This is a genomic window from Synechococcus sp. BIOS-E4-1 (assembly GCF_014279995.1).
Lineage (GTDB): Bacteria > Cyanobacteriota > Cyanobacteriia > PCC-6307 > Cyanobiaceae > Synechococcus_C.
Window position 1 is genome coordinate 2,090,902 of sequence record NZ_CP047935.1, and the last position, 16,991, is coordinate 2,107,892.

Here is a 16,991-nt window from a genome sequence, read left to right on the forward strand (position 1 = left end):
CACCTTCCATTATTCGCTTAGAACCAGGCGAGACTGCGACTCAGTTCTGGAGGATCCGGCGCAATGAAGGACGAGGGACCGACGGGTGATCCTTCACCAAGCCGATTGACGCGATGGTTCGGAAGCCATCCATTCAGAACCGTTCTGAGAATCGCTACTGCTGTGGCAGGGGCCAGCCTGATCGCTGGAGGTCTCGGTGTGATCTGGCCGAAACCCGACCCGATGGCGGCGGAACCGCCTTCCGCAGATGATCCAGCCAGTCTGGCGCCACTTCCAGAGCGTCCGGTCATGGTGCTGGTGGTGGGCATTGACGCAGATGGAATCAATGATCCAAACAACAAAGCCGCGCCCAAAGGCCCCGCCAATGCCGACAGCCTGATGCTCGTCCAGGTGAGCTCCAGCGAACCCGTCCAAGTGCTGCAGCTACCGACAGAACTTGCGGTGAATCTGCCCGGGCGAAAAACGCTTCAGTCGTTAGCTGATGCCTATCCGCTTGGCGGCGTGGCCCTCACAGCCGATGTAATCGCTGAAGTGGTGGGATTGAAGGAAGGGGAACCGGACCGATTTGTGGTGATGCCGCGACAGGCACTTCGCAGCCTTGTGGATGGACTGGGTGAAGTGGAAGTCACTCTCAATCAGTCTTATGAGCACAAGGACAAGGCCCAGAACTACAGCGTGAACCTGCAGGCGGGGCGGCAAACGCTCAACGGTCGCCAAGCTGAGCAACTTGCGCGTTACAGGCCTCAGCCCAAGAATGATCAAGCACGCCGCACACGACAGCAGAGTCTGTTGAAGGGAATTCACGATCAGCTGAATCAACCGAATGCCATCGCCCTCCTGCCCGCAGTGATTGGCGAGGTGAGCGCGCAGATGGAAACAGATCTCACTCCAATTGAGATGATGAGCCTGACAGCGGCGGCACTCAGCAGCGATCAACCCCCTGTGATCAGCCAGCTGGAACTCGCCCCTCGCACAGGGCAGCAGGTGATGCGGGAACTCAAGCCGAACCAGCCACTCCCCCTCTGGCCAACACCCCCTGACGATGCTGCAGACAACTGATCAGCCCTCTTGGGTCATCATCAGGGCCCTGCAGACATCCACACCAGGGGAGACCGTCATGGCGTCGTGCAGAGGCATCCCACTCACCGCCCAGTTGCACTAACCCCAGCAGAGAGAGGTTGAGAGCTCGAGCAAAAGCCACAGAAGCTGGGACAATCCCACTGAAGCGACCATCGGGTCGAGGCTGAGCCAGCATCAGAACAGGAGCTCGCCAGGCCGCGAGAGCTTCCATCCAGCTGCCTTCCCCGCTTTCATCAACACCAACATCACCGCTCAGCTTGAGCACGGTCAACGTGTTGGAATCGCTGATGTTTGCAGCCAGTTCGCGGAGAAATGGGTGCGGTGCAAGACCGCAGCCTTCTTCCAGGAGAACGGCTCCAAACTCGGCAGCCAGGGAGCTACAGGCTGCGGACATCTGCAATTCAGGCAGAGGACCGGCACCGGTGACGACCAGAAGGTTCTGAAACATCAAGGCACGTTAAGAGGACCGATGGAGGAAATGCCCAGGGTGAATGGGACCGTGCACCTCTACGATCGGTGCACCAGTTTCTCGTTCGCGGGCATCGTGACCGGATTCCTGACTGCAGCCCGCGCCGAACAGGAAAAGATTCAGCACGACACGCGGCGTCTGCGACTTTTCACCGGAACGTCAAACCCTGCCCTTTCGCGTGAGATCGCCGCCTATCTCGGTGTACCGGATGGTCCAAGAGTCTGCAAACGCTTCGCTGACGGCGAGCTCTACGTGCAGATTCAGGAATCCATCCGTGGCTGCGACGTTTTCCTGATCCAGCCCACTTGTGCTCCCGTCAACGATCACCTGATGGAGCTGCTGATCATGGTCGATGCCTGTCGTCGCGCATCCGCCCGTCAGGTCACCGCTGTTGTGCCTTACTACGGCTATGCAAGAGCTGACCGCAAAACGGCTGGCCGTGAGTCGATCACCGCAAAACTGACCGCCAACCTGCTGGTGACCTCCGGTGTTGACCGAGTGCTGGCGATGGATCTCCATTCCGCTCAGATCCAGGGCTACTTCGACATTCCCTGCGATCACATCTACGGCTCTCCGGTTCTTGTCGACTATTTATCCGATCAGGATCTGGGCGAGGTGGTGGTGGTGTCTCCCGACGTGGGCGGTGTCGCACGCGCCAGAGCCTTTGCCAAACAGATGAACGATGCGCCTTTGGCGATTATCGACAAACGGCGCACAGGTCACAACATGGCCGAAAGCCTCACAGTGATTGGCGATGTCCAAAACAAGACCGCCATTCTCATCGACGACATGATCGATACCGGTGGCACAATCTGCGCCGGTGCACGCCTGCTGCGTGAGAAGGGCGCGCGTCGTGTGCTTGCCTGCGCCAGCCATGCCGTGTTCTCACCACCTGCAGCGGAGCGTCTCTCTGCAGAGGGCCTTTTTGAACAGGTGGTGGTGACCAACTCGATTCCAATCCCTTCAGACCGTGTGTTTCCGCAGTTGCAGGTGCTCTCGGTCGCCAACATGCTGGGCGAAGCGATCTGGCGTATTCATGAGGAGAGCTCCGTCAGCTCGATGTTCCGCTAAATGATGATTAGCAGAGAAGAGCAACGACTCTTCAGCTCGAATAATCGACATTCGATCAAGTTCTGACCAACTCAGCCTCATCCGCGAGAGACTGCTGAAAACCTCACTGACTCGTTGAACATGCCCCATCGCTATCGCGCCTTTGGGGCAGAGCTCAGCAGCGATTTGGTTTTACCTGAATTGACGGCCTCGGAGTCAGCAAGTGACTCACAAGTTCAAATCCAACGGGGAGATCATGAGCAATGGCCCGAACTTGACTCGAGCCCTCACAGCACTCCAACCCTGCAGTTAGCTCCTCAGGATTGGCGCCTAGAACTTGAAGGCATTGGTTGGTTTCGTGCCACTGGTGGTGAGCGTTTGGAATGGCAGCGCTGGGATGACAGCGTCAGCGATCGCGACATCCGCGCGTTTGCTGTCACCAGTGGGCTTGGAGCCCTAGCAATCCAGCGTGGTGCATTGGTTTTGCATGGAACAGCGCTGGAGCGTGATGGTGAGGCCATCCTGCTGTTGGGACATCCAGCTGCCGGTAAGTCCACCCTGGCCTGGTCTTTGCTTCAAAACGGTTGGCGCTTACTCAGCAGTGAGCTCGTTGCCGTGAGCCCTGATGGGTTGGTTCAGCCAGGGATGCATCAACTCAAGCTCTGGCATGACGCTGCTCTGGCTTTGGAATTGAATTGGGCGCTGCTGCCACCTGTACGAAAGGGACTTAAGCGATATGCGTTGTTAGCTGAAGATTTAGCTTGCACGCCACAGCCAGCACCATTGCGGCTGATTTATGGCTTAAATCGCGCAAAAGAGGATTCGCGCAAGGGAGATGACGTTGAGGGAGGCGTTGAAAAGGAAAAATTATCTATCAAGGCTTCACTGAATTTCTACCAAACAACTGCCTTGATGCGTCTGCGCAACCAAGCCTTCCACGCCAGGATGTATCGAGGCATGGCCGCAGAACCGCAGCTGTTTATGCAGGCAGCTGCATTAGCGCGAACGGTGCCGTTACATGCCTTGACCGTTCCAGATGGAATCGAAGCAATGGCCGCAAGCCTCAAGGAGGTGGACCTGATGCAACCCGAATCGATGCAACAAAGCAGAGAAGCGATAGAAAAAGACGCAAGCAATGAATGAAGATCACAGCTACTGGTATCTGGCTTCTTATCCAAAATCTGGCAACACCTGGTGCAGGGTTTTTATCACTGAATTGATAAAACTTGCAGGAGACAATACTGGAGAAGAACTCAACCTTAATCAGGATATTGAAACTGGAGCGATTGCCTCATCCAGGCTTTGGCTGGACGACCAATTAGGAGTCAATAGTTGTGATCTAAGTTTTAGTGAACTTGATCTGTTGCGTGGACATGCCGGTGCCAGTGCATGGCTATTCGCAGAAGGAGAGCGCTTTCATAAAGTCCATGATGCATTTCAATCTCCTGATTCTCGTGGACGCCCGGTGGTGAGTACAACAGGTTGCTCTGGAGTTGTTTATATACTGCGCCACCCAGAGGATGTAGCCGTATCACTCAGTCACTTCTTCTCATGGCCGCTGGGTCGGTGCGTTGATTTCCTACTGGATGCCAATGCAGCGCTGGTGCCAGGCGAACGCTTTGGCGGCCATCAGGTGCGTCAATACATGGGCCGCTGGGATCAACATGTCCGCTCATGGGCTGATCAAACTCAGCTACCAGTCTTGATCATGCGCTATGAGGATATGTTAGCGAAAGGATTGGAAACATTCACAGAACTAGCAACCTTTTTAGGCCTCCCGAACGACGATCATCTGATTGATCAAGCACTAGAAAACACTTCTATTGAAAAACTCAAGAAACTTGAAGAAGACGTTGATGGCTTTGCAGAAAAGCCTGTCGGTTGTGAGCGTTTCTTTCGCTCAGGTCGTACAGGAGAAGGAGCAGAGCAGCTTTCAATCGAGCAGAGAAAACGACTCGCCAAGGGATTATCTGACACCATGAAACGCTTTGAATATGAAGGGCCAGAAGTTGACTGATCCACGAATTGAATTTGTATTTGGAGAGGTGAATGACCAGCTGAAACGTGAGTTGAGAGCTTTCTGGAGCCAGCATAGAAATGCATATCAAGAAGAGTTGAGATCGTTCAAAACTGTATCAAGAAACAGCCATAGCTTAGAGCAAATAGATCTGCTCAAAAAGCCCATATCGCGACAGCCAGCCGCAATCTCACGTGATCAATCAGGAGCAATTAATGGAATTGTCTTTGTCGTATTACGAGAGCTGGAAACTTCACTAGAGCTTGGAAGCCATGCCTACTTTCAACGCATGTACATCACGCCAATAGCCCGAAATACCTTCCAGCAACGTTTAGCGAATCAGCTCTTTAAGACATTCCTTCGGGGGTTTGATCGCGAAGTAGAGAAGCGTGATCATCGAGCAAAAGTATTACTAGCTGAAAACATTAATCCTGGCTTACAGAAAGCATCCATGCGGCGTTATTTTGCACGCCTTGGCTTCCAAATGCTTGGAGGGAATCAACTTGGCGGTGAAATTTGGGTAAGAAAACTAAAAACACATTTCTCGTTTTAGTCATCAACCACGGCAATCACCTTTTTCTCCAAGCCAGCTTCTAGCCAAGCCTCAACAGATAGCTTGCATTCATCCGGGGAGACTTCATATTCGCCCTGTAAATGCTTGCAGAGTTCAGGCAGTGTTGGTTGAGTTTTCAGTGCGTTCCAAATAGCTGAGCCTGTCTCATTGAGAACAAGATAGTCGCAAGTGTTACTTTGAAATAAAGCGACTTCGCCATCGAGCTCAGTACAAACAGCATGGTGATGCTGCTTAAAACGTTTGGTGCTACTAACCATCTAACTTTTAAAAACTCATCGTTAGCATCGTGTCAATAATGGCATAGAATATTGGTCCGTACGTGACACGTCAACCACTCTATCTGCCAGCAGGCCACCCCTTTCACATTACGCTCAGATGCAATAGTCGCATCGGCAATTCTTAATCGCCAAAGGTTTGAGGCCTGATGCGCTTCTAGCTGTACTCACCAAAGCCACGCAGAAGCTGCCTCATCGCTTGTATGCGGTGTGCCTGACGGCTAACCATCTGCACTTGCAAGTGCGTCCTGATGATGCAAAAGAGCTGCCGAAATTGATGCATTGGGTTGCGTGGACTTCAGCGATGGCACTAAACCGCCTTTCTGGTCGCTGTGGGCATTTTTGGGAAGCCAGATATTACGCCACTGCGATTGCTCCAAAAGATCACAGGCGAGTGCTGAATACCTTGCGGCATCTCCACGCCAACCCGGAAGAAGCTGGGGTGCGAAAAGAATTTTATTACCCCTATTCAAGTTACGAGCACTACGGCAGGTAGTGTGATGGCATCAGTGAGTGGCACCCCAGTTTTTTGGCAATTGGCATCAAGCCTGAAAGGCTTTTCCAGGAGATATGAGTGGTTTTGCCAGTACTACCGCCACAAAAGCAAAGGCGGCTCTGGGTTCCATTGGGGCTCAGGAATACTGAAACGACTGATTGAAAAAGGCAGAGGCAGACCAAGCAAAAAGGACCGAGTATCACAAGGACAATTGAAATCACCACTTGCCTTTATTATCAGACTCAATCAAATTACAAAAGAGTGGCAGCAAGTTTCGGTGAGATTTAGAAGAGCGAATGGCATCCGCGGTGTTGACACAAAACTGTTGTTCAATAGATTACTTTCTCAATTAACGATGCAACTACAGAGCAACAACTAGCCACTGGCGAGACCAAAGGCGAAGGGATTTTTACGTGAGCAGACTTTAATGCAATTTAGATATTACATAAATCGCACCAAGTAAGTGAGTCCTAAACCCAGACCCACCAGACGCTGAACGATTAAATTACGCTTTTGAGGCCTTCCTAGCAGCCACGATCTGATAGAAAGTTTTTCTTTTTATCCTACTTCTAGCCTTACCATAAGCCCGTAGTCCAAACTAATTTAGTGTATGTGTTAATGCTGCCTGCGGTCGTAAAGCGCTCTTTTCTGCAATGATATTTATGCTTATTAACATCTGTTGTAATTGAAGCTTTGTTGCAGCGCTGACCCGTGATTTTTGCTGCATCATGAATGCGTATATTCCTGTTTTTAACGCTTTCAGACAAACCTTGAATGGTTGGTTTTTGCCATGCTTTTTTCTTGATTTCCGCAGCAGTACTATTGCTACCAAAGCGATAGCTGATGTTTCCTGAAACTCTGGTTTCAAAAGCTTCGTCATAGGAAACATTGATGCCAGCAGTTAAACCATCAGCGATCTGATAATCCAGCTCCACCTGTACGCCTGAACCATCTGCTTCTCCTAGATCTCCGCTTTGGTAGTAGTAACCAACAGAGGCATTGAGTTCAGGGGTGATGAAATAACCAACATCCAGGCCATAGGTATCAAGTGCCCCGCCGAGATAACGGCTATTGAGGCGCTGCTCCGTATCACCGACAGGGACAAGAGCGTAGGCATTGAAGTTCCAGGTATCAGAGACTGCTTCTAACCCAGCGGCGATTTGCTGGAAAAAAGCACTTTCCTTGTCGTAGAGCGTGACACCTGAGTCAGCATTGCCTGTATTCATTGGCCTGCTGTCATAGCCAGCATTCGCCCCGAACATCCAGGAGCGGTCGCCATTCAGCCAGCGGTAGCCAAGTCTTGATGAGGTGCTGATTGTTGTACCAGCGACCTCGGTGTTGACGATGCTGCTGGTGCCGCCGTAATCAGCAAAGTTGGCGTTGAGCAGAACATCAGCAAAGAACACACTGTTCTCGCCCACAGCAATTGGCAGAAACCCGCCGATACCGGCTTGATTGGGTGTGCCTGCTCCCTGGAGTGCGCCTTGAAAACCCCAGTTGAACTTGACCGCATCCTTGAGGTTGATCTCCATGACCCCGAGATCATCTGCACTGCCCTCTTCTTCTTGAGCAGATGCAGGCAGCAGAGGTGTATTAGCGAGTGCCAGTGCAGCAACACCGCTCAGCGATAACGACAGGCGCAAAGAACGCTGCATTGGACTCAACACCTCATTGCTGAGCACATTGCCCCGCTTTTACTGCTGATGCCAGCTGCGGTAGGCAGTTTCAGCTTTGCTGCTCATCAGCAGGTCATGGAAACCCCTAGCTTGGCGGAGCTTTAATGTCACATTTTTAGTGACATCAACTTATTGACCAGGCTTTAACCAAGCTCAATCGTGCCAGGCATCAAAGAGAAATCTAGATACTATTACCGACATATTTAAGAGCCGAGAATCAGAATGAGTCTAAAGAATAAGCCTGACAAGACCACCCTAAAAGCATCCGCAGATACAAAATCAATCTTCATCTATGCCGTAGAGATGGAGCAGACAATGAATAGCGCCAGCCTCAACACAGAACCTCTCTCGAATACGGGCATAATCTTTAAATCAGCAATTTAGCGATCACGACTCAATATTTCAAGATCACATTTTTCAAAAATGGACAAAATAATTCTTCTGCGATCAAGCGTTAATGAAGAACCAGCCACCACCACAATTACAGTTTTGGATTACTGCACAGGAATCCGTTCTCGAAAGGCGATGAGCTTCAGGTTCGAGCATCACTACGCAGGTGCGCTATGGGTTAAACCACGAGAGTTATCGGAGGCGCATCACTGAGCTAGAACATTGGGCGGAAGCACCCCTCAAACGATCGCAAACGTCCTATGAGGGCTAACAACCGTTGCTCAGCAGAACCGATTACCCGCACTCACAATCAGCTCCACCTAACTAGCGCAGGCCTGATTGCTGGAATGTTGAGCATCTGCATTGCAGCTCCAGCATCAGCACAGCTGCCCTCAGTTCAACCCAGGCGCACGCTGGGAGTATGGCTGACCAACAGCCCAAGCCGTCTCTACTACGACCGTCAAAGCCTCATCCGGGCAATGGATGAACTGAAGGCGGCAGGATTCAATGCCATCTATCCCAATGTGTGGAGTCGCGGTACCACCTTTCATCGCAGTCGTTTCGCACCGGTTGAACCGGCCTTGAAGAAAGCCGGGCTTCAGCTAGACCCCATCTGCACCCTGAGTGAACAGGCGCATCAACGCGGGATGAAGGTCATCCCATGGTTTGAATACGGACTGATGGAGCCGGCTGATTCGACAATCGTTCGTCAACAGCCTGAATGGGTCTTAGCACGAGCTGACGGCAACACCGTCATGACCATGCACGGCAAGGAAATGGTGTGGCTCAACCCCGCCCATCCTGAGGTGCGCGAACGTTTCATCGGCCTGGTGGTGGAGGTGATGAAACGCTGCCGGATGGACGGTCTCCAACTGGATGACCACTTCGCATGGCCGGTGGAACTGGGATACGACCCCTTCACCTCTGCTTTGTATGAAACGCAGACCGGATCTCCGCCACCCAAGGATCACACCAATCGCTATTGGATGACCTGGAGACGTCGTCAACTGACAGGCCTGTTGAGAGAACTGAGAGATCGATTGGAGAAGGAGTCACTCCCACAACGCATCAGTCTCTCGCCAGGACCTTTTCGATTTGCCTACAACCACTGGCTGCAGGACTGGGAGCTCTGGGCCGTTGGAGAATTGATTGATGATCTGGTCGTCCAGAACTATGCCTATTCACTCAAGGGGTTTGCCAAAGATCTCAATCAACCCGCATTGCGCAAAGCACGTCAGTGGGGGTTGCCCGTACAGATCGGAGTTCTTGCTGGTTTCGGGAAAAGAACCACACCAATCCCTGTACTTACGGAAAAAAAGCGACTCAGCAACGAGCAAGGTTATGGGGTGATTTACTTCTACTGGGAGGGATTGTGGGGCGCACATAGCGGCAAGGAGGGTTCAAAGTTTCGCCGAGATGCCTTGCAGAAATTGGGCTCTCAGAACCAGTAAACATCCATCGAATAACAATTCAACATGGAGCTTCTTAGGGTTTCCACGAGAAGGAGTTATGACTCATGCAGTCACACAAGGATTTGCAAGGAGTGAAAGGAGTTTGGAACCAGAGAGGTTCAGACCTTCAACCAGAACAGCCTGAACTGGTTAGGACGTCGAACGATGGTTTGGGCCTGCAACAGAAACCTGATTCTTGATAATAATCACACTCAGACCGTTGTTCCCTTACACATAGTCAAGCATTTGTCGTTCTTCACAAGACGCAAAAGCAGGTTTTCTCGCCTATTTGATCATTTGCAGCACTCCTGTCTCTAAATACATGCAGGCGTCCATATATGCACCCAGCCAGGGGCAAACATACTTTCACAAATTAGATTTGCAATCAGCATGCCGCTTACGCAGCAGAGATGCTGTCCAAAAGAAACAAACCCGTTGAACGGTCGAAAAAGAAGCGAACTTACAAAAGGTGATGATAAAGATGGACAGTGAGACTTCCACGCCCATATCAAACAGACTGCAAAGGACATGCAGATATCGGCGTCGGGGCCAATTCTCTATGCCCTCTCTATGGACAGCGCCTGGATGGCACTCAATGAGCCAGAGATGGTCCTGCAAGGACACTGAGAGGCGGAAGGCAGTGCCGCCTACACATCCCTCTGCTTATCCTTCTGTTCTTCTGACCTGTTGTTTCTATCTTTAATTCTCCTATCTCTTTGCATGACCTGTTGCGCATTCCCCTCTTGCTGACATCCTTACCGTAGATGTTTCCAACAACAAAAGAAGAAAGTTTCAGAAATGCCTGCTTATCACTGGAACCGTGGCTATGGTTTGGATAATCATTGGACAGCGCAATGGAAGAACCAACACAAGAGCAACAAAAATCAAATCCGAAGAGAGAGTTGAGAGAAGTCGTGCTGAAAGCAGTGTCCGCAAGCACTGACCCCGAGTGGGAACTACCCATTTATGACACCAAATACAGGAAGCCTCCTCAAATCGGGTAATTTCTTTTACCGCTGATCACCACAAGATGATTCAGTTCCAAACATTCTAATGAATGAAGGCAGATGGTTTTTTAACAAGCGCAGCTCCTTTTTTCCACCTGCCAATATCGATGGCTGGCTTGGGAATATAAGTCATGAAGGAAGAGAGCCTTACAAGAAATATTTGATACAGAATAAAAGGATATAAGTAGTGGCGCGGCACAAAAGAAGAGGCAAAACACTGTTTCAATACAAAGCAATAATTTCAGTCCCGCCCATAAATTAGCGGCGCTATTCACAGGCAAACAGGAGATAAAAGCCATCGATCAATACCCAACATTTATAAGCTTTAGTGGGATATCAACTGCAGGGCAACAGACAAGGGTGAAATAAAGAGAGAAGATGCCATGACTTTGACATGCCTTATTTGATCAAAAGATCACAGAATCAATTTGGTGGTGCATGATCTCATACTGGCTCAAAGAATTCAGGGCGCACTCAAAAGTGAGTCGATCTGTGGCTGTCTTGGTGCCATCAAATCCACTACGAATCCGACCAGAGCAAGCAATACAACCAGCAGGAATGCACCTCGAAGAACCATATCAAAGGCGTAACCCACGAGCGGCGGGCCAATTCCAATCCCGAGGTCCTTTAACAATTGGAGTGTCCCCATAGCCTGGCCTGAGGAGGAACCGCGGGCAAACAAGGAGCAAATCGCAGCAGAAGTCAGAGCCAAGCCCATCGACATCAGGCTGACACCCACCAAAGTGGTGACAAAGCTCGATGGAATCTGGACTGCCCAGATCACCGCAGCTCCAGCAATATTTAAGCAGCAGCCAATTCGAAAGATTCCATGGTCACTGCAATGTCGACTTAGACGAGGAAGAATCAGCCACTGCTGAAGCACGCAGAGCAATCCTGCAAAACTGAACACAAATCCAGCGGTGCTGACATTCACCTTGTTTACACCGTGCAACATCAGACTTGCTGCATAGAGGCCGCCATAACCAGCCATCATCAGGAGGGTGTAAGCAAGACCAATCAGTTTCGGCCAGGAACGTTCTGGCAAAGCAAATGGTTGCTTAGGTGAATCAGAGCACCTGGTTTCCTGAAATCCAGCAGCGATCAAAATCACGTTAAGGAACAACATGATGCTGGCGATCCAGACAGGCAGGCGCACATTGAGACTTGCGAAGAGACCTCCCAGCCCTGGGCCAGCAATCAGGCCAATGGCGCTGGCCATGGCGACTAGACCGAAAGTTTTCGTCTGATCTTTGCGAGGCGTGATGTCCGCGATCACGGCCTCCGAAGTCGCTTCGCTGCCACCACCGATGCCGTCGACCAAACGGCCGGTGAACAGAGCAGGAACAGTTGAGGCAAAGCCAAAAATGGACATGCCGACGGTGCTGATGCCCAGGCAGCCAAGCAGGATCTTTCGACGGCCACAACGATCGCTCAACCTTCCAGCGATTGGAGCCGAAACCGCTGAGGTCAGTGTGATGCTCGCCATGATCAGCCCAAGCATCAGACCGGACAAGTGAAAGCGAACGACGATGTAAGGAAGGATGCAATTGATCAGTGTGCGTGCCACCCGGTCGTTGACCAGGGTTAAAAACACCAGTCGCAGCGTTTGGGAGCGTTTCACGGTTTGATTGGTCATCGCCAAAAGCCCCGATACGCCATCAGGATCTGCCAGTCCTACCAGACAGATCTTGATGGTCTTCAATGTCGTAGGACGTGACATGGCAGGGAAAACTTGCCCCGTCTTGTGCTGAGTGAACCAGAGTCAGTACAACGTTCAGGTCACTGTCACTGGCAAGACTGAACTGGCAAGACCGAACTGAAAAGACTGAATCGATCAGTCATGACGTCTGATCATGTTCTGAGCGGAGCCTTACATCCTTTGTCAAGCGATCTGGCTTGCTGCACTGCGTGGTAGGGGATGGTTGAAGACAGGCTTGAACTGTTTTCCTGATCGGTGCAAGCCTTAAATTCAAACAATGAAGGAACCCACTCTCATTGTCAGAACGCTCATTAGCGAGCTTCGCGAAGAGATGTCTGAAGCAGCAAGGGAACTGCTGAACAGAGCCACCTGGGATTTGCAGTGCCCTGTAATTGTCATAGATGCCAGAGAGCATCCCAAACGAGTTCTGAAGACATCAGTGCGAGGTCTCACAGGCACGATCACCACAAGCAACGTGATCGACAATCCACTGCTGCGCTCGTTTCTGGCGCGTTTCAAGCAGGTTGGCGCCGAGGAAGCCCTTGATGAATTCATGCATGGACCGGAAGCAGAACACTTCTCAAAGCTCTGGGATCGCTATACCGATGAACGCCATCAACACGGAATCGCTGTTTGGTCGTATTCCGAAGCTGCCAAATTCGCCCTTAAATCGAAGCAGTGTTTTGAACAAGGGGAGATTGCCTGCGTCGCCATCACGGAGGGGAACGAAACGGAAGATCACGGCGTTCTCACTTTCTCGGTGGATTCCAGCTGGCTCTCCTGATTGCAGCGATCCACAAAGCTGAATGCTCTTTCGAGAGAATGGAATAAGTTTCTACGACTCGGACCAAAGCGAAAACGCGCATGTCATCAAATCGAGCCCGTCTGGACGTCTTGGTGTCTGAATGCCGAGAGATATTCGTGGAAGCAGCAATCAAGCTGAACGCGGTAAGCGCTTGGGATTTCTCCTGTCCTTGCGTTGTTCTCGATGGTCGTACGGATGACATCAAAGCCGTGGTGATCGGCGTCGGAAGCATTGGCAACCTGGTTCCAACATCAGCCGCAATCGACAGCCCTGAGGTCAAGGAATGGCTTCGCATTGCAACGGAGAAAAGCCCCGAAGTGGCATTCACAGAGATGCTCAATGGCGATGAGGACCGCGCCAAACGATTCAATGAGGCTTACGAACGGCTGATTGAGGAGCGTCAAACCGGAATCAAAGGCCTTTGGTCTACCGATGATCTCTCCTCATTTGTATCCAGAAGTCAAGCGGCGTTCCCCAAGGCCATCAGCGCCGTTGCACTGCTACCTGGGCAAAAAGGTCAAAGTCACAGCATCTTCACATTTGAGAGCGACATCACATCTCTGCTGACTTGAAGATCACGAACAAACCAGTTTGATCCATATCGAAATAGTGAAAACACCACTCCGCTTTGAACTAAGAATCGAACTCGCAAGGCCTGCTTTTATACATACTGAACTCCTTGAAGACGGCTTCAGCCTCGTAAAAATCTTGATCCTGTCTTAAAAAGTAGAGATGAGACTTCCACCATTCCCAAGTGTCTTCATGAATGTCTTTCTTAAGGAGATTCTCAAGAACTTCGCTGCTCATACCTCCCCTGCGAGTAACCGCAACCTAGAGAGCATCATTCCCGAGTCAATTGAGTTTCACAGGCCGTAACGCGGTTGTCCTTAACTGTTCGATGTCAGGCAGGCGCTGCACAATCAACAGAGACTGCTGCAACCGAATCCACAAGCAAGAGGAGGGCTGCAGACCCAAACAAGCTTGAACTGAATTGAACTGACCAGGCCCAACTTCGCCTGCTCAATCAGAACCCGTAGATCGCGGTTCAGGCTTCCATCAGCGTCACCACTTCACGGGTGTTTGTGGACAGATCCGCGGAAGCCAAAGTTGCCAATGCCCGTTTCACGGCGGCCTGACGATCGCTGCCGTAGGTGCGCCAACGACTGAACACCTTGGCCAGCCGCGACGCTGTGATGGCGTTGCGCTGATCCACAGCGATGATCTGTTCAGCCATGAACTGATACCCACTGCCATCAAGAGCATGGAAGACCCGTGGATTGCCCACGAGCCCGCCCAATACAGCACGCACGGAATTGGGCGCCATGGGGTCATAACGGGGGTGTTCCAACAAGGCAGCAACCCTCTCAAGGGCATCCGCTCGCGGCGTTGAAGCTTCCAGCGAGAACCAAGTGTCAAAAATCACTGGACGCTCTTGCCAGCGATCGTGGAACGACTGCAAAGCCTGATCGCGCTCAACACAGTCAATCGGCTGCAATGCCCGCAGACCCGCTCGGGCCAGCGTCATCGAGGGGCCCTGGACAGCCTGAGCAGCATCAGAGCGCGCCTTTGAATCACCGGCAGCAGCCAGCCAGCTCCAGATCAGCCCCGTGAGCTGGCGCTCACCCTGGCCGGCAGGCCAAACCAGGTCCAGGCTGGACGCAACGCCATCCAGTCTGGACCTCAGCAAAGCTGCCAGCTGCGATCCAAGCTGCTCTCGCAGTTCACAGGCTGCGCGATCAAGCGCAGGGGGATCGGCTTCGCGCTGAAGCGACTCGAGTTCGGCTGAACCGGGAAAGGCCAGGAGAGTGGCCAACACGGCAGGGTCCTGTTCTCCACTGCCAGCAAGCAGTTGGCGAAGGGCATCCAGCATCCTTGACTCCAGTTCTGCCTGAGGAGTTCCCGCAGCACGGGAAAGGATCAAACGCTTCCAAAGCTGTTGGCCGGCATCCCAGCGCGCAAAGGCATCGTTATCCCCAGCAAACAGCGCAAACAGATCTTCAAGGGTCTGGCCTGCATCCCAGGTCACCGGGGCTGAGAAACGACGAAACAGCGAGACAACCGGTGGCTGCTCAGCAGGAGGCAAATCTTCCAGGACGATGGTCTTTACCTCCTGATCAAGCACAAACAGCCGTTCATCTCCAGCACATCCGTCGGGTTGCAAGACAGACCAAAGCACAGGAATCACCAGAGCTTGCTTGCTTTCCTGCCCTGGAGTGGGGGGCGTGGATTGCTGCAGCGTCAGGCTCAGGCGTCCGGATTCACCATCCCAGACAGATTTCACTGCCACATGAGGCGTTCCCGCCTGGTGGTACCAAAGCCGAAATTGCTCAACATCAAAGCCAAGAGGCTGACCATCAGCACCGGCACCATCGACGATCGCCGCAACAAAATCCTCTGTGGTGGCGGCTTCTCCATCGTGACGCTGGAAAAACAAGCTCATACCCCGCATGAACCGCTCAGGCCCCAGCAGGGTCCGCAACATACGAATCAGTTCGGCCCCTTTTTCATAAATCGTGGTGGTGTAAAAATTATCGATGGCTTGATAGGAGTCCGGCTTCACAGGGTGAGCTGTGGGACCTGCATCCTCACGGAACTGAGTATTGCGAAGCATCGCTGCATCTTCAATCCGTTTCAAAGGTTCGGAATGAAGATCGGCGGTGAAACACTGGTCACGAAAAACGGTGAGACCTTCCTTGAGCGACAACTGAAACCAATCGCGACAGGTGATTCGATTACCAGACCAGTTGTGAAAATACTCATGTCCAACAACACTTTCAATTCGCTCTAATTCACCATCAGTTGCAGATTCAGCATCAGCAAGAACCAGCTTCGAGTTGAAAATATTCAAACTTTTATTTTCCATTGCACCCATATTGAAGTGGCGCACGGCAACAGTATTGAATTCATCAAGGTCGTACTCGAGTCCATAAACAGACTCATCCCATTCCATGGAACGTTTCAACGACGCCATGGCATGGGCCGTGAACGACTCATCACCTGCCTCCACATGCAGACGCAAGGTCACCTTCCGACCGGAAGCCGTCACGTAATGGTCCCTGATCTCGCGCAGGTCCCCCGCTACAAGAGCGAATAGATAGGAGGGCTTTGGAAATGGATCTTCCCAGACAACCTCATGTCGCGAGCCATCATCGAGAAGAGCCGATGCACTGATTTCATTTCCATTCGAAAGCAGCACTGGAAACCGTGTTCGGTCTGCCTCAATCCGAACCCGATAGCGACTCAAAACATCAGGACGATCTGGATGAAAGGTGATCCGTCGAAACCCTTCGGCCTCACATTGCGTTGTGAGCATTCCGCCGCTTTCATACAAACCCTCGAGTGACGTGTTGGCCTGAGGATCAAGACGACTGACAGTCGTTAACGTGAATGGGTGAGTTGGTGGTTCAAAAATTTCCAGCTGTTCATGGTTCAAGCCGTAGGAGCTGCTCTGAAGGGTGTGCCCATCAATAGCGATTGAAATCAATTCAAGATCAACCCCATTCAAAATCAGAGGTGTGGTTGCCTTGGGATCGGAGGGCTCTAAGTGCAGGTCGGCCGTGACCAGAACCGAATCAGGCTGATGCACCACCACATTCAGCTCAACCCTTGGAATAGCAAAAGGGAAAGGTTTGTAATCGGATAGCCGCTTTGGTGGGGCAACCCCCGCCCAGCTGATGGTCGACTCAGAGGATGCGGTGGAAACCATAGACAGCTCACTCTTTGATGATCCTGGCTCGTCCGATCAACAGATGGCGGGAGGGAAAACCTCACCAGTTTGCGGACTTCTGAGTTTTAGCGACGAATTGGCAAACAGAGGTGCGGAGTTGGTGGATTGGTCTCTGAAATCAAGCCGACCTGGTGATGACCGATAGGTCATGGGGGTGCACTTTAAGCAGTTGGCTCAGAGCTGCGATGCACTGATCATTACCGAGACTTGCCAGACACTCATAAAGAAAACATCAATCCATTATTATCAAGCCAATCTCAACCTTCAAATCGACA

Annotated in this window: 13 protein-coding genes and 1 pseudogene; 9 read left to right on the top strand and 5 right to left on the bottom strand. The window is 51.7% G+C overall.

Features of this window, described 5'->3' with window-relative positions:
* The first annotated feature begins 63 nt into the window (after positions 1-63).
* Positions 64-1,059: an LCP family protein gene (locus tag SynBIOSE41_RS11335; protein ID WP_186537983.1), complete on the top strand. Its 996-nt coding sequence runs from the start codon at positions 64-66 to the stop codon at positions 1,057-1,059.
* Here SynBIOSE41_RS11335 and SynBIOSE41_RS11340 read toward each other — a convergent pair.
* Positions 998-1,528, bottom strand: coding sequence for a hypothetical protein (locus SynBIOSE41_RS11340; protein WP_186537984.1), 531 nt, complete (start codon positions 1,526-1,528; stop codon positions 998-1,000). The genes SynBIOSE41_RS11335 and SynBIOSE41_RS11340 overlap by 62 nt on opposite strands.
* Positions 1,529-1,624: 96 nt before the next feature.
* On the opposite strand from SynBIOSE41_RS11340, the gene SynBIOSE41_RS11345 reads away from it, so the two are divergent.
* The 4 genes from SynBIOSE41_RS11345 to SynBIOSE41_RS11360 all read left to right on the top strand — a co-directional run bounded on the left by SynBIOSE41_RS11345 (position 1,625) and on the right by SynBIOSE41_RS11360 (position 5,169).
* Positions 1,625-2,620, top strand: coding sequence for a ribose-phosphate pyrophosphokinase (locus tag SynBIOSE41_RS11345; RefSeq protein ID WP_186537985.1), 996 nt, complete (start codon positions 1,625-1,627; stop codon positions 2,618-2,620).
* A gap of 120 nt (positions 2,621-2,740) precedes the next feature.
* Positions 2,741-3,742, top strand: a complete 1,002-nt coding sequence (locus tag SynBIOSE41_RS11350; protein WP_255475731.1) for a hypothetical protein — start codon at positions 2,741-2,743, stop codon at positions 3,740-3,742.
* A complete protein-coding gene (locus SynBIOSE41_RS11355) occupies positions 3,735-4,616 on the top strand; it encodes a sulfotransferase domain-containing protein (protein WP_186537987.1) in 882 nt (293 codons plus the stop codon). The genes SynBIOSE41_RS11350 and SynBIOSE41_RS11355 overlap by 8 nt, the downstream gene beginning before the upstream one ends.
* Positions 4,609-5,169 (top strand): hypothetical protein, encoded by a 561-nt coding sequence (locus SynBIOSE41_RS11360; protein ID WP_255475732.1) that lies wholly within the window; start codon positions 4,609-4,611, stop codon positions 5,167-5,169. Before SynBIOSE41_RS11355 ends, SynBIOSE41_RS11360 begins: the two co-directional genes overlap by 8 nt.
* On the opposite strand, the gene SynBIOSE41_RS11365 is transcribed toward SynBIOSE41_RS11360, so the two are convergent.
* Positions 5,166-5,447, bottom strand: coding sequence for a PqqD family protein (locus tag SynBIOSE41_RS11365; RefSeq protein WP_186537989.1), 282 nt, complete (start codon positions 5,445-5,447; stop codon positions 5,166-5,168). The two genes, SynBIOSE41_RS11360 and SynBIOSE41_RS11365, sit on opposite strands and share 4 nt — an antisense overlap.
* A gap of 62 nt (positions 5,448-5,509) precedes the next feature.
* Here SynBIOSE41_RS11365 and SynBIOSE41_RS11370 point away from each other — a divergent pair.
* Positions 5,510-6,340, top strand: a pseudogene (locus SynBIOSE41_RS11370) (transposase).
* A 196-nt stretch (positions 6,341-6,536) separates the two neighbouring features.
* On the opposite strand, the gene SynBIOSE41_RS11375 reads toward SynBIOSE41_RS11370, so the two are convergent.
* On the bottom strand, positions 6,537-7,616 hold the full coding sequence (locus SynBIOSE41_RS11375; protein WP_255475733.1) for a carbamoyl-phosphate synthase: 1,080 nt from the start codon (positions 7,614-7,616) through the stop codon (positions 6,537-6,539).
* Between the two features lie 758 nt (positions 7,617-8,374).
* Here SynBIOSE41_RS11375 and SynBIOSE41_RS11380 point away from each other — a divergent pair.
* Positions 8,375-9,478 (top strand): glycoside hydrolase family 10 protein, encoded by a 1,104-nt coding sequence (locus SynBIOSE41_RS11380; protein WP_186537990.1) that lies wholly within the window; start codon positions 8,375-8,377, stop codon positions 9,476-9,478.
* 1,470 nt (positions 9,479-10,948) lie between these two features.
* Here the strand turns inward: SynBIOSE41_RS11380 and SynBIOSE41_RS11385 are convergent.
* Positions 10,949-12,205: an MFS transporter gene (locus SynBIOSE41_RS11385; RefSeq protein WP_186537991.1), complete on the bottom strand. Its 1,257-nt coding sequence runs from the start codon at positions 12,203-12,205 to the stop codon at positions 10,949-10,951.
* Positions 12,206-12,515: 310 nt separating this feature from the next.
* Between SynBIOSE41_RS11385 and SynBIOSE41_RS11390 the strand changes: the two genes are divergently transcribed.
* Both SynBIOSE41_RS11390 and SynBIOSE41_RS11395 read left to right on the top strand, forming a co-directional pair.
* The gene (locus SynBIOSE41_RS11390) at positions 12,516-12,968 is read left to right on the top strand and encodes a hypothetical protein (RefSeq protein WP_255475734.1); all 453 of its coding nucleotides are present in this window, start codon (positions 12,516-12,518) and stop codon (positions 12,966-12,968) included.
* Positions 12,969-13,048: 80 nt separating this feature from the next.
* Positions 13,049-13,561, top strand: a complete 513-nt coding sequence (locus tag SynBIOSE41_RS11395; protein ID WP_186537993.1) for a hypothetical protein — start codon at positions 13,049-13,051, stop codon at positions 13,559-13,561.
* A gap of 473 nt (positions 13,562-14,034) precedes the next feature.
* Here SynBIOSE41_RS11395 and pepN read toward each other — a convergent pair whose 3' ends face one another.
* A complete protein-coding gene (pepN, locus tag SynBIOSE41_RS11400) occupies positions 14,035-16,695 on the bottom strand; it encodes an aminopeptidase N (RefSeq protein ID WP_186537994.1) in 2,661 nt (886 codons plus the stop codon).
* Positions 16,696-16,991: the final 296 nt, after the last annotated feature.

What these genes read in the sequence shown, in the direction of transcription:
- SynBIOSE41_RS11390 (WP_255475734.1), top strand. Translation starts at nt 12,516, where the DNA reads ATGTCTGAAGCAGCAAGGGAACTGCTGAACAGAGCCACCTGGGATTTG.
- SynBIOSE41_RS11355 (WP_186537987.1), top strand. Translation starts at nt 3,735, where the DNA reads ATGAATGAAGATCACAGCTACTGGTATCTGGCTTCTTATCCAAAATCT.
- SynBIOSE41_RS11340 (WP_186537984.1), bottom strand. Translation starts at nt 1,528, where the DNA reads ATGTTTCAGAACCTTCTGGTCGTCACCGGTGCCGGTCCTCTGCCTGAA.
- SynBIOSE41_RS11350 (WP_255475731.1), top strand. Translation starts at nt 2,741, where the DNA reads ATGCCCCATCGCTATCGCGCCTTTGGGGCAGAGCTCAGCAGCGATTTG.
- SynBIOSE41_RS11375 (WP_255475733.1), bottom strand. Translation starts at nt 7,616, where the DNA reads ATGCAGCGTTCTTTGCGCCTGTCGTTATCGCTGAGCGGTGTTGCTGCA.
- SynBIOSE41_RS11385 (WP_186537991.1), bottom strand. Translation starts at nt 12,205, where the DNA reads ATGTCACGTCCTACGACATTGAAGACCATCAAGATCTGTCTGGTAGGA.
- SynBIOSE41_RS11335 (WP_186537983.1), top strand. Translation starts at nt 64, where the DNA reads ATGAAGGACGAGGGACCGACGGGTGATCCTTCACCAAGCCGATTGACG.
- SynBIOSE41_RS11365 (WP_186537989.1), bottom strand. Translation starts at nt 5,447, where the DNA reads ATGGTTAGTAGCACCAAACGTTTTAAGCAGCATCACCATGCTGTTTGT.
- SynBIOSE41_RS11395 (WP_186537993.1), top strand. Translation starts at nt 13,049, where the DNA reads ATGTCATCAAATCGAGCCCGTCTGGACGTCTTGGTGTCTGAATGCCGA.
- pepN (WP_186537994.1), bottom strand. Translation starts at nt 16,695, where the DNA reads ATGGTTTCCACCGCATCCTCTGAGTCGACCATCAGCTGGGCGGGGGTT.
- SynBIOSE41_RS11380 (WP_186537990.1), top strand. Translation starts at nt 8,375, where the DNA reads ATGTTGAGCATCTGCATTGCAGCTCCAGCATCAGCACAGCTGCCCTCA.